At 57.0% G+C, this 11,876-nt stretch carries 11 protein-coding genes; 4 read left to right on the top strand and 7 right to left on the bottom strand.

Annotated features, from left to right (window positions below):
- Nucleotides 1-10: 10 nt before the first annotated feature.
- Nucleotides 11-628 carry a uridine kinase family protein gene (locus ACT3UQ_RS01505; protein ID WP_258133452.1) on the top strand — a complete coding sequence of 206 codons (618 nt, stop codon included), beginning with the start codon at nt 11-13 and terminating at the stop codon, nt 626-628.
- On the opposite strand, the gene ACT3UQ_RS01500 is transcribed toward ACT3UQ_RS01505, so the two are convergent.
- Together ACT3UQ_RS01500 and ACT3UQ_RS01495 are read right to left on the bottom strand one after the other, a co-directional pair.
- Entirely contained in the window at nt 619-1,437 is an 819-nt protein-coding gene (locus ACT3UQ_RS01500; RefSeq protein ID WP_105552199.1) for a thioesterase family protein, read from the bottom strand. The two genes, ACT3UQ_RS01505 and ACT3UQ_RS01500, sit on opposite strands and share 10 nt — an antisense overlap.
- Nucleotides 1,438-1,515: 78 nt before the next feature.
- On the bottom strand, nt 1,516-2,091 hold the full coding sequence (locus tag ACT3UQ_RS01495; protein WP_105569013.1) for a helix-turn-helix domain-containing protein: 576 nt from the start codon (nt 2,089-2,091) through the stop codon (nt 1,516-1,518).
- 77 nt (nt 2,092-2,168) lie between these two features.
- Here ACT3UQ_RS01495 and ACT3UQ_RS01490 point away from each other — a divergent pair, with 77 nt between their 5' ends.
- The 3 genes from ACT3UQ_RS01490 to ACT3UQ_RS01480 all read left to right on the top strand — a co-directional run bounded on the left by ACT3UQ_RS01490 (nt 2,169) and on the right by ACT3UQ_RS01480 (nt 4,893).
- Nucleotides 2,169-3,098: an NAD(P)/FAD-dependent oxidoreductase gene (locus ACT3UQ_RS01490; RefSeq protein WP_105649086.1), complete on the top strand. Its 930-nt coding sequence runs from the start codon at nt 2,169-2,171 to the stop codon at nt 3,096-3,098.
- Nucleotides 3,099-3,144: 46 nt separating this feature from the next.
- Entirely contained in the window at nt 3,145-4,149 is a 1,005-nt protein-coding gene (locus ACT3UQ_RS01485; protein WP_105649085.1) for a MerR family transcriptional regulator, read from the top strand.
- Nucleotides 4,150-4,689: 540 nt separating this feature from the next.
- Nucleotides 4,690-4,893 carry a cold-shock protein gene (locus tag ACT3UQ_RS01480; protein ID WP_096254701.1) on the top strand — a complete coding sequence of 68 codons (204 nt, stop codon included), beginning with the start codon at nt 4,690-4,692 and terminating at the stop codon, nt 4,891-4,893.
- 77 nt (nt 4,894-4,970) lie between these two features.
- Here ACT3UQ_RS01480 and ACT3UQ_RS01475 read toward each other — a convergent pair whose 3' ends face one another.
- The 5 genes from ACT3UQ_RS01475 to nrdI form a co-directional block, all read right to left on the bottom strand.
- Nucleotides 4,971-6,200, bottom strand: coding sequence for an FAD-dependent oxidoreductase (locus tag ACT3UQ_RS01475; protein WP_105649084.1), 1,230 nt, complete (start codon nt 6,198-6,200; stop codon nt 4,971-4,973).
- A 51-nt stretch (nt 6,201-6,251) separates the two neighbouring features.
- Entirely contained in the window at nt 6,252-7,523 is a 1,272-nt protein-coding gene (locus ACT3UQ_RS01470; protein WP_105649255.1) for an MFS transporter, read from the bottom strand.
- 140 nt (nt 7,524-7,663) lie between these two features.
- A complete protein-coding gene (gene nrdF / locus ACT3UQ_RS01465; protein WP_105649083.1) occupies nt 7,664-8,638 on the bottom strand; it encodes a class 1b ribonucleoside-diphosphate reductase subunit beta in 975 nt (324 codons plus the stop codon).
- Between the two features lie 574 nt (nt 8,639-9,212).
- A complete protein-coding gene (gene nrdE, locus ACT3UQ_RS01460) occupies nt 9,213-11,351 on the bottom strand; it encodes a class 1b ribonucleoside-diphosphate reductase subunit alpha (RefSeq protein WP_105552204.1) in 2,139 nt (712 codons plus the stop codon).
- Nucleotides 11,352-11,353: 2 nt separating this feature from the next.
- Nucleotides 11,354-11,836: a class Ib ribonucleoside-diphosphate reductase assembly flavoprotein NrdI gene (gene nrdI, locus ACT3UQ_RS01455; protein WP_096284909.1), complete on the bottom strand. Its 483-nt coding sequence runs from the start codon at nt 11,834-11,836 to the stop codon at nt 11,354-11,356.
- Between the last annotated feature and the right edge of the window lie 40 nt (nt 11,837-11,876).

Raw genomic sequence — 11,876 nt, 5'->3', positions numbered from 1 at the left:
TAATAATCTGGTGCCTAATTCTTCCACCCCAGTGATCCTGCTCGGCGGTCCATCCGGTTCTGGCAAGTCATACCTTGCCAACCGTTTCGGCAATCCGCACCTTCCGCTGGACGAGTTCTACCGGCAGATCAGCGAAGACGGGCACCCAGAAACGTTCCCGCGCACCGGATACGGCGAAATCGATTGGGACCATCCGCATACATGGAATCAGCACGCTGCCCTGAACGCGGTTGATGAGCTGCTGCGCCAAGGCCGCACGCAGGTGCCGAATTATTCGATCGCTACCTCCAGCTACAGCGGGCATCGCGAAGTGCATGGAACCGGCGGGCCGATTATCGCCGAAGGAATTTTCCTCTCCGAGGTGCTGGAACCATTGCGCGCCGAGGGAATCAATGTTCAGGCCTACTATGTGGACGAACCAGCGCTGCTGACCACGGTCCGCCGCTTCATCCGTGACGTATCCGAGCGCCGCAAGCCGGTGCTGTTTTTGGTCAAGCGCGGCTATGCGCTGTTCCGCGCCCACGGTGCAGATCGCGAAACCTACCGTGCCAAGGGCTTCACCATCATGCCCAAGGCGCAGCTGAAGAAGCTATTGGCCGAATTAGCGGCTATCCAAGATCAGAGCTGACGCACGGTCAGTATCTGTTCGGCGCGGCCAAAGGGTCCGCTGGCATCGTGCAGCACGGTGGAGGTCAGGCCAATGCCGTCGGTGCCGTAGCTCTGCTGCACCTCGAGGCCGAGCCATTCTCCTTCGGGCGCACGGTACATGTGGATCTGCAGATCCAGGTTCGGGAACATCCAGCTGCCATCGCCGGGCTCGACGCGGGGCACCACGCCATTCGCGGTATCCACCAGCCCGATCAAACTTGCCAATCGCGAGGCCTGCACACCATCTAGCAGCGCATAAGGGGTCCGCAACCAGGCGATGCCCTTACCCGGGCGGCGGCCGGGAGCGGCGCGGAATTCGATGGAACGAATGTACCCACCGGGCCACTGCGCGGAAATATTCTGCGGTTCGCTGTCCTCTGGACCCGGTACTTCGGCATCTTCAGTTCCCGCAACCGCGGTTGAGTCTGCGGTGATCACTCGCCAGGCTCTGGCGACGATGCTGGTGCGCCCCTTGGCCGTCATTTCGGCTTCGATCAGTTCGATGGTTCGGCCTGGGCGAATCATCCGCGTGGTGACCTCGAATTCACCGGCGTGGATCAGCCCGTGAATTTCGAAGCTCAACCGGGCGATGCGCATGTCATCGCGAGGCTGGAAGTTCTCCAAGGCATGCGTCAAGATCCCCGAAGCCGGCGCCATATGCTGTTCGTGAGGATTCCACGCTCCCTGGGTATGCCAGGAAGACCGATAGTGCCCTTCTCCCAGCTCTTCAAAGTAGAAGTCGCCGTTGGCAAGGATCTTGTCCAGTTCTTCTTCGAGCTGGTGTGTCATGAATCGATCTCCCGATCTGCAAGCTAAATGGTTCTTGATCACAGCCTAGCCAAACTTGGTCCGCGATGCGGCTTAGACTCAATGCCCGTCGTGATGGTGCGCGCGGGTGCCGGCGCTGTCCATCATGCTCAGCACCTCGGCGATACCGCCGAGGGCACGAATCGAGTGCGGTGTCATGGTGTCGAATTGTGCCGCTTGCCCGGCTTTCACGTGAAAGACTCGTTCGCCGAGCCGGAGCTGCACTTCGCCGGAGAGCACGGTGAACCATTCCTTGCCCGGGTGGACCCTGTCCTCCGTTGGGACCACCTGCTGCTGCGGGTCGTAGCGGATCTTCGTGACCACCACCCCGTTGACCGCGTCGTCATCCGATAATTTCCACATCGTCATTCCCGGCACAGCGATCGGTTCGGGGCCGATGATCACGCCTTTCCCGTCGGCGGGAGCCACCAGCTCGTCCAAGGTGGTGCCCAGGGACTTGGCGATCGGCACCAGCTGGTCCAGGGCGATCCTCCGGTTGCCGGTTTCGATCCGGCTCAGCGTCGAAACGCTGAGTTCGGCCCGGTTCGCAAGGGCCTCCAGGGACCACCCCTTGCCTTGGCGAAGGGCACGAATGCGCTGTCGAATGACCGAGTCTAAATCCAATTCTTGCGTCATACGCAAAAACATACACGATCAATGCAATGTATCGATAGTTTGGATAGTGAATCAAAACCCCCGCGAAGGAGAGCATCATGGAAAAATACGACGCCATCATCATCGGAGGCGGCAACGCAGGACTAGCCGGAGCCATCGCGCTGGCCCGTTCCCGGCGCAAAGTCCTTGTGGTCGATGAAGGCAAACCACGCAACGCCGTCTCAGCGCACGCGCACAATGTGCTTGGCCATGAAGGCATCAGCCCACATGAGCTATTGGAGCTAGGCCGCACGGAGGCAAGGGACTACGGAGTCGAGTTTGCGTCCGCCCGCATTCAGTCGCTGAGCGGTTCGCTCGAAGAAGGATTCACAGTATCCACCGAGTCCTCGCAATGGCAGGCCGCACGCATCCTCCTGGCAACCGGACTAACCGACACCCTGCCCGAGATCCCAGGACTGCAAAAAGCCTGGGGAACCTCGGCCCTGCATTGCCCGTACTGCCACGGATGGGAGGTGCGCGATCAGCGCATCGCCATCTTAGGTGTCAGTGAAATGAGCACGCATCAGGCCCTGCTCTTTGGCCAGCTCAGCGACGCTGTCACCTACGTTAACCATGCGCAGCAAACGCTGACAAAAGAAAACCGCGCACTGCTCGCCGCAGTGGAAATAGAAATCGTCGACGCGCAAGTCACCGACATAGCCGTCAGCGATGAAGGACAGGTGCAGTCCTTGGCTTTGAACAACGGAAGCACCCTGGACGCTCAGGCCGTAGTGGTGGCAAGCCAGATGAAAGCAAACGCGTCACTGTTCCTCCAGCTCGGCGGGCACTTGAGCCAAAACCCCATGGGCGAGTTCATCTCGGTCAACGAGATGGGAGCCACAAGCGTGCCAGGAGTTTTCGCAGCTGGCAACGCCTCGAGCCTAGGGGCAATGATTGGTTTGGCAACCGCCGCCGGAACTATGGCAGGCGCCGCCATCAATGCTGATCTAGTTATGGAATCGGCCAAGAAAAAATTGGCAAGAAAGTGACTCTCGGCTTGAACTCTCCCCTAAGGGCAGACAATACGATGTCAACATGGAGTACAGCATTGGAGAATTTGCCGCGTTAATGAACGTGACGGTGAAGACGCTTCACCACTATGAAAAGCTCGGCCTGCTCAATCCGGCTCGGGTCGATCAGTTCACTGGGTACCGAAAGTACAGCTCGGCCCAGTTTGAAACCATGATGCAGATTCGCCAGCATCAGCATCTTGGACTCCCCTTGGCTGCTATCAAGCGGATCATTATCGACGAAGTCGATGACGACTCGTACGAAGCGATCCTCGAAAACAGGAAAGACTCACTGCGAGACAGGATCACCAAGGATCTGCAAACCTACGGTGCGCTTGCAGCAACCTTGGGCATAGAAGATGAGCTTTCAGGTTTTGCCGAGATGTATTCGGCGATGCACACCATCGTTTGCGACAGGGTGCCACCGCCAATGCTCAGCGGATGCCTCCGTCCAATGCCGCCCCACGTTGACGGCTCCGGCTTTACGCATGGGCCCCGCTCGGCATTGCTCAGCATTTCGGTACCGCTCGCGTCCAGAAGCGTCGGGAATCTCAGGCAGGCAACAAAGGCGCTGGCCGAGAAGCTCTTGCCAGAAGCCGAGGCCGAAGAAGTCAAAGACCAGATCTGGTACTGGATCGAGACAATGGACGCCCCGGAGGAGGGGACGCTATTCAGAATGCACGCAGGCATCGAGGCAAGCGCGGAAACCTCGATTGCACCAGGAGCAGTGAAAACTAATTTGCCTGATTTTCAAATTTCTTTCACCGGACACGGTTTCCGGGCATTTGATTCTGGAGCGTGGCGGCAAATGACCAACCACGTGCACCACGAGATGTACGAGCAGGGAGTCCTGCCAACGGGTCCACTATTTGTCCGGCTAGGCGAAAACTCCGATTATCCCGGGGAATCTTCGGCCTTCCAAGGGGGTGCCCGCGACGATTCGATTCGCCGATCCTTTGACGGAGACGATGACCTGGAAGACGAAGACGAACCCGCCAACCCATTCGATCACTGGTACTCCGATATGTAGCCCTGGGTGCCCTTGTCCTGCAGCCAACCCCTCGATGAGAGGCCGGCTGTAGGACAAGGGCGAAAAATGATGGTACGCTTAATTTGTTACCTCGACGTTTGCAGGTGTGAGTCATCCGCCAGCGAATGTTAGCAGTTTAGATTTGTAGCAAGACAAGCAAATCGTCTGTGCAGCAAATCGGTTCAACGATTCTTCGGAATTAGCGAACTCCTATCGAAACGAATTTTCATCTTCTCTTCTTCACCGCTTACAGCTCGTCCAGGCGCTTCTCAGCGTTTCCACGATGCGGCTTCCAAATTCTACTCCACTGACTCTGGCCATTATTCCACAGTCATGTCTATGGACCGCAAGGACATTTAGCGTGCGTAGCGACCTCCGTTTTGGCCGGTATCGGCAAAATCAGCATTCGATCGCTGATACCGACGGCATGGAAATCGCCCAACATAGTACTGCTCGAGGTAACCACTAATTTTCCGTTTCGGATTTCGACTCGGCAACAAGGTCACGTAGTGGCCAATGAATAAATAAGGAAATAAAAACATGGCTACTGGCACCGTAAAATGGTTCAACGCTGAAAAGGGCTTCGGCTTCATCGCTCCTTCCGATGGATCGGCAGATGTGTTCGCACACTACTCCGCAATCCAGAGCTTCGGTTTCCGTAGCCTCGAAGAGGGCCAGAACGTTGAGTACACCCTGGAAGCCGGTCCAAAGGGCCCACAGGCAACCAACATCCAGGCTCGCTAAGCTTTAGCAACTGCCAAACTTTTGGTGCAGTACCGTCCGTTTCGGATGGTACTGCACCATTGGTGTTTCTAGGGGTCCTAGCGTTCCGCTGAATTTCGCTTTGCAGCTTCCGGCGGGCGTTCGCGCAGGATTCCTACCCCCAAAAGCCGGGCTGGAATCGAAGTGAGCTTGGGAAACGTACGCAAGATTCTCGCAACAGGTCCCGGCAAGAGCACGTCATTGCTTGTTTTCATCAACCGCCGCAATCCTAGGTGCATCAGCCGCTGGGTGCTCTGGACCACGATGGTCGGGAGGATGCGCCGGTTCTGGACAGCGGCCACATCCCGATCCGAAATCGTTCCGGCTTTGAGCGGCTCGGCAAGTATTCGAGCCGCCGCGACTGCATCCTGAACCGCCAGGTTCACGCCCACTCCCCCAACCGGGCTCATGGCATGTGCCGAATCCCCGATGCACAACAGCCCGCGGCGCCACCACCGTATCGCGCGGTTGAGTTTCACATCCAGTAATTTAGCGTCCTGAAGTGTCAGCGCCGGGACCCCTTCTTCAAGTTCGGGAGCGGCCTCGACAATCGCCCGGTGCCACGGCCCGGTGCCTTGAGCACGCAGCTCTGCGTCTTTCCCCTTCGGCAAGAGCATCGCTGTCTGAACGTACCCGTGCCTGGGAATAAGCACGAAAGATCTGTCCCTGGTGAAGGCCGGAGACAATACATTCTTTAGATTCAATGCTCCGGGGATCTTGAACCACCAGACGTCAATTGGCACGGCGAACTCTTTAATGGCGATCCCCGCAGCATCGCGGATCTTCGACCATCTTCCGTCGGCCGCGATGGTCAACAGCGCGTGCATTTCGCCGATTCCGTCGGGCCCCGAATAACGTACGCCCACAATGCGTTCTCCCATGGTGAGCACGTCGGTCACGTCGCAATTCATGCGCAGGTCAAAATTCGCTTCGGACTCACCGGCACGAGCCAATAGATCCAGGAAGTCCCACTGTGGAGCCATCGCGATAAACGGATAGGGATGGTTGAGCTTGGACAGGTCGAGAACCGTGGTGCGGGCCCCGTCTCGTGCGGGAAATTGCGCCCAGGACACCTTGCTGTAGCCGATCTTTTCAAACTCTTCCATCAATCCAAGTTCCTCAAGCAGCAACATCGTGGATGGGTGGATGGTATCGCCACGGAAGTCACGAAGAAAATCCCCATGTTTCTCAAATACCGTCACGGGGACTCCGCTCCGCGCCAAGAGGAGTCCGGCCACCATGCCGGCCGGGCCACCGCCAACGATGATGCATCGAGTTCTATGTGCCATGCGAGCTATCCCTTCAGCAAGTGTCCGTGAATTTCACCTTCGCACTAATTCCTACTCATGGATAGCCTCCGGCGCGGACCTCTTGATGTTCAGCATGATCATGATCATCGCGAGGGCGAGGAGGACTAGAGCCAGTCCTTGGAAACCGATGGCGGCTAGAATCGGTCCGGCGCAGAGCCCGCCCATCACCCCGGCCAAGCTCATGCAAAGATCTGAAGTACCTTGCAGTTGCGGGCGTTCGTTGATTCCCACGGCACCGGAAATCATGGTTGATCCCGCAACCGTTGCGGCGGACCAGCCCAGGCCCAAACAAAGCAAGGCCATGGTGGTAACCACATGATCTGCGGAGTTGGTCCAAACCAAGACGCTGGCGGAGATCAGTAGCGCCTGCCCCGCCAGAATGATCACCCGTGAACCGCATTTGTCGGTCAGCCACCCGAAGACCGGCGACAGGGCGTACATGCCGGCCACGTGCATGGATATGGTGAAACCAATCAAGGTGAGCGTTGCGCCATGATGCTGCATATGAATCGGGGTCATCGACATCATCGACACCATATACATATGCGACAGGGCCACGGTGAGTACCGCCCGGCGCGCGGCTACGGACGTACGCAATATATGCCATCCACGGCGGCGGACCTGCCCGGAATCCGGCCGACCCAAAGCCTGACGCTGTGCTATTCGCAGCGGGTCGGGCCGGAGCCCAATCCAGTAGACCAGTGCACCGGCTAGCTGAGCGCACATGGCGATCAGGAATCCGCCGGTATAGGGCGGAAGGTTGATGTACTGGGCAATCACCTCGCCAGGCTCAAAGAGGTTCGGACCGATGACCGCACCGATGGTCGTTGACCAGACGACTACCGAAAGATCGCGTCCACGGGTGGCCTTCGTGGAAAGATCCGTGGCGGCGAATCGCGATTGGAGATTCATTGCGGCACCCGTGCCAAGGATCAGCATGCCCAGCATCAAGAGCGGCCAGAAGTCGAGGAATGCGGCGGCGATAATGACCACGATGCCGCTTGCCGCCAGTATTGCACCGCTCGAGAGGGATATCCGTCGGCCGTGTTTCTGCGCCATCAACGCCAGCGGAATTGCCATGAGCGCCGCGCCCAGCGTATTCATCGTGGCGGCCATGCCTGCCAGTGAGTCCAGACCCGAGATGCTGACGATCAGCAAGGACCCCAGCGTCAAGGTGGCTCCGCCGCCTAACCCACCAAGGATTTGTCCGGCCGCAAGTACCGAAATCGATTTGCGTCGAATCCGTTGCACTTGCTGCTCGTCTAATGTGCCCAGATCATTGGATGCTGATTCGATCTGCACATTCACCCCCGCGTTCGCTCATCACTGGATCCGTTACTGTCCAAGTATCCACGATATGCAGCCGGCCGCGGGCTTATTTCTTCGGGTACGGCAATGGCCCCGTTGAGAAACGGGGCCGTTGCCAGGAAGAGACTAAGCGCTTAGAAGTCCCAGTCCTCGTCTTCGGTGTTCACGGCCTTGCCGATCACGTAGGAGGATCCGGAGCCGGAGAAGAAGTCGTGGTTCTCATCGGCATTCGGGCTCAATGCCGACAGGATAGCTGGCGATACGTCGGTGACGGTTGCCGGGAACATTGCCTCGTAGCCCAGGTTCATCAGCGCCTTGTTGGCGTTGTAGTGCAAGAACTTCTTGACGTCCTCGGACAGGCCTACAGGATCGTAGAGATCGTGGGTGTACTGAACTTCGTTTTCGTATAGCTCATACATGAGTTCGAAGGTGTAGTCCTTCAGCTCCTGCTTGCGCTCTTCGCTTGCACCTTCCAGGCCCTTCTGGAACTTGTAGCCAATGTAGTAACCGTGAACGGCCTCATCGCGGATGATCAAGCGGATCAGGTCTGCGGTGTTGGTCAGCTTCGCGTGCGAGGACCAGTGCATCGGCAGGTAGAAGCCCGAGTAGAACAGGAAGGATTCCAGTAGCGTCGAGGCGATCTTGCGCTTGAGCGGATCTTCGCCATGGTAGTAGCTCTCGATAATCTGAGCCTTCTTCTGCAGGTTCACATTCTCCGTGGACCAGCGGAATGCCTCATCGATCTCCTTGGTGGAAGCCAAGGTAGAGAAGATGGAGGAGTAGCTCTTTGCGTGCACCGATTCCATGAAGGCGATATTGGTGTACACGGCTTCTTCGTGTGGGGTCAGCGCGTCCGGGATCAGCGAAACTGCGCCGACGGTACCCTGCAGCGTGTCAAGCAGGGTCAGGCCGGTGAAGACGCGCATGGTCAGCAACTTCTCGGCCGCGGTAAGAGTTCCCCAAGACTGAATGTCATTGGACAGCGGAATCTTTTCCGGTAGCCAGAAGTTATTGACTAGACGGTTCCAAACCTCAACGTCTTTATCATCCTGGATACGGTTCCAGTTGATAGCCTCGACGTGTCCGGAAAGCTTCAGCTTTTCAGTCATTATTCCTTCCAAAGCCACGCATCGCACGTGGCATCGACATACACAGCACGTGGTGGTGAACCTCCGCTCGGAGGCTCACCACAACGAGTTTATCTTAGACCTTTTGAGCAATTGTCCCAGAAGGATTAGTCTTCAACTCAACTTTGGGCACGAATCGGCCAGTCGACGAAGACCGCGCAACCGTATTTTCGTTCTTAGTACCACTACCAACACGTTCCGTGGTTGTTTTCGCGGGCCAGCGAGCAGCAGCGGCTTTGGAGACAAATTTTCCGGATTTTGAACTACGGTTCACTCGTTGAGCCATTTAAGTGGCTCCTTTCTGCCGATTTCTCGGCGATAATTCAGCACACCTTTTAGTGGCTTCCTATATCGCCTCGCTCACAAGGTTTGGTCTTTATGCACAAAACTTGCTATCGTCAGACACTCCAGTTGCTATTGGAATGCCACGCAAAGCGAGGCGGTTTAGGAGTCGTGTACCACCACGGCTCCTAAATTCTTTTAACGGTCATTCGCCCCTTGCTGCGGATCTCTTCCAAGTCAAGGAGCGAATGAGTCACATTGTAGAGCGTTACTGCTACAGCATGCAGGAAACGCAGCCTTCGACCTCGGTACCTTCCAGCGCAAGCTGGCGCAGGCGGATGTAGTACAAGGTCTTGATGCCCTTGCGCCATGCGTAGATCTGCGCCTTGTTGATGTCACGAGTGGTCACGGTGTCCTTGAAGAACAGTGTCAGCGACAGGCCCTGATCCACGTGCTGGGTTGCAGCGGCGTAGGTATCGATGATCTTCTCGTAGCCGATTTCGTAGGCGTCCTCGTAGAAATCGATGTTCTCGTTGTTCATGTAAGGAGCCGGGTAGTAAACGCGGCCAATCTTACCTTCCTTGCGGATTTCGATCTTCGCGGCGACCGGGTGGATCGAGGAAGTCGAGTTGTTGATGTACGAGATCGAGCCGGTCGGCGGAACGGCCTGGAGGTTCTGGTTGTAGATACCGTGCTCCATGACCGAAGCCTTCAGCGCATTCCAGTCTTCCTGGGTAGGAATGTGGATTCCGTCGAAGAGTTCGCGCACGCGCTCGGTGGCCGGAGCCCATTGCTGCGAGGTGTACTTGTCGAAGAATTCACCGGAGGCATACTGCGAGTTCTCGAAGTTGTCGAAGGTTTCGCCGCGTTCGATGGCGATCTTGTTCGATGCGGTCAACGCGTGGAACAGGATCGTGTAGAAGTAGATGTTGGTGAAGTCGATGCCTTCTTCGGAGCCATAGTAGATGTGCTCGCGGGCCAAGAAGCCGTGCAGGTTCATCTGGCCCAGGCCGATGGCGTGCGACTTCTTGTTGCCATCGGCAATCGACGGCACCGAAGCGATGTAGGACATATCCGATACCGCGCTCAGGGCGCGAATCGCGATGTCCACCGAGCCGGCGATATCCTTGCCGTCCATGGCCTTGGCGATGTTCATCGAGCCGAGGTTGCAGGAGATGTCCTTGCCGACCTTCGAGTAGCTCAAGTCGTCGCCGAACTCCGAAGCCGAAGAAACCTGGAGGATTTCCGAGCAGAGGTTCGACATGGTGATCCGGCCCTCGATTGGGTTCGCCCGGTTTACGGTGTCCTCGAACATGATGTACGGGTAGCCGGATTCGAACTGGATCTCCGCCAGAGTCTGGAAGAACTCGCGGGCGCTGATCTTGGTCTTCTTGATGCGCGAGTCATCGACCATCTCTTCGTACTTTTCGGAGACCGAGATTTCGCTGAACGGCACGCCGTAGACGCGCTGCACGTCATACGGGCTGAAGAGATACATGTCTTCGTTCTTGCGGGCAAGTTCGAAGGTGACATCCGGGATGACCACGCCAAGGGAGAGGGTCTTGATACGGATCTTCTCGTCGGCGTTTTCGCGCTTGGTATCCAGGAAACGGTGGATATCCGGGTGGTGGGCGTTGAGGTATACCGCGCCTGCGCCCTGACGTGCACCAAGCTGGTTTGCGTAGGAGAAGGAATCTTCAAGAAGCTTCATCACTGGGATGACGCCGGAGGACTGGTTCTCGATCTGCTTGATCGGAGCACCGTGCTCACGCAGGTTCGATAGGGACAGCGCCACGCCGCCGCCGCGCTTGGACAGCTGCAGCGAGGAGTTCACCGCGCGGGCGATGGACTCCATGTTGTCTTCGATGCGCAGCAGGAAGCAGGAGACGAGTTCGCCGCGCTGCGCCTTGCCGGCGTTGAGGAAGGTTGGGGTTGCGGGCTGGAAGCGGCCGGCGATGATTTCATCGACCAGGCTCGTAGCAAGCTGCTCATCGCCGCGGGCCAGATGCAGGGCAACCATGCACACGCGGTCCTCGTAGCGCTCCAGGTAACGCTTGCCATCGAAGGTCTTCAGCGTGTAGGAGGTGTAGAACTTGAAGGCACCGAGGAAGGTTTCGAAGCGGAACTTCTTGGCGAAGGCGCGCTTGAACAGATCGCGGATGAAGTTCATCGAGTACTGGTCGAGGGTTTCACGCTCGTAGTACTCGTGCTTCACCAGGTATTCGAGCTTCTCGTCCAGGTCGTGGAAGAAGACGGTGTTGTTGTTCACGTGATCCAAGAAGTACTGGCGGGCTGCGTAGCGGTCCACCTCGAATTGGATCTTGCCGTCTGGACCGTAGAGGTTCAGCATGGCGTTCAGATCGTTGTAGCTCAGGCCCTGCATATTTGCGGGGAGCTCTTTGGTGTCATTCATCGTTACTTCTTCTTGTGCGACGCTGGTGCCCAAAAGGTTTCAAGCCCTTCATTGACGTTGAGAACATCTTCCGGCGTTCCCATAAGTTCGAATGTGTACAAAACGGGTACGTCGCATTTGGCAGCAATTTTCTTGGCCGCGATGCAGTAGTACTCGCCGAAGTTCGTGTTCCCTGCGCCAATCACGCCACGCAAGTTTGCGCGGTTCTCTTCGTGACCCAGAAATTTCAAAATCTGGGGAAGGATTGAACGCTTCCCGCTTTCGCCGCCGTAGGTTGGTATGAGCAATACATACGGTGCCGTTGCGATCAGTTGCGGTTCGGTTGCAAAAACCGGGATGCGAGCCGCACTGAAATTCAATTTTTCTACGAAGCGCAAGGTGTTCTCCGATACCGAGGAGAAGTAAATCAAGTTGGTATCGGTGTACACCTTGGCTTCGTGAGCCTCAGCGTTTTGCCGTCGATCGGCAACTGCTGCTGGTGGCATTTCTTCGCCTCCGCTAGGTGGTCGACGAGTAAGTTCCCTT

The organism is Glutamicibacter sp. AOP12-B1-11 (assembly GCF_052379245.1).
Taxonomy (GTDB): domain Bacteria; phylum Actinomycetota; class Actinomycetes; order Actinomycetales; family Micrococcaceae; genus Glutamicibacter.
Note: the sequence above shows the minus strand (reverse complement) of the source record. Positions and strands in the feature narration are given on the sequence as shown.

Bases quoted from the DNA above. Each gene is read 5' to 3' on its own strand.
- ACT3UQ_RS01500 (WP_105552199.1), bottom strand. From the start codon at position 1,437: ATGACACACCAGCTCGAAGAAGAACTGGACAAGATCCTTGCCAACGGC.
- ACT3UQ_RS01495 (WP_105569013.1), bottom strand. From the start codon at position 2,091: ATGACGCAAGAATTGGATTTAGACTCGGTCATTCGACAGCGCATTCGT.
- ACT3UQ_RS01490 (WP_105649086.1), top strand. From the start codon at position 2,169: ATGGAAAAATACGACGCCATCATCATCGGAGGCGGCAACGCAGGACTA.
- ACT3UQ_RS01485 (WP_105649085.1), top strand. From the start codon at position 3,145: ATGGAGTACAGCATTGGAGAATTTGCCGCGTTAATGAACGTGACGGTG.
- ACT3UQ_RS01480 (WP_096254701.1), top strand. From the start codon at position 4,690: ATGGCTACTGGCACCGTAAAATGGTTCAACGCTGAAAAGGGCTTCGGC.
- ACT3UQ_RS01475 (WP_105649084.1), bottom strand. From the start codon at position 6,200: ATGGCACATAGAACTCGATGCATCATCGTTGGCGGTGGCCCGGCCGGC.
- nrdF (WP_105649083.1), bottom strand. From the start codon at position 8,638: ATGACTGAAAAGCTGAAGCTTTCCGGACACGTCGAGGCTATCAACTGG.
- nrdE (WP_105552204.1), bottom strand. From the start codon at position 11,351: ATGAATGACACCAAAGAGCTCCCCGCAAATATGCAGGGCCTGAGCTAC.
- nrdI (WP_096284909.1), bottom strand. From the start codon at position 11,836: ATGCCACCAGCAGCAGTTGCCGATCGACGGCAAAACGCTGAGGCTCAC.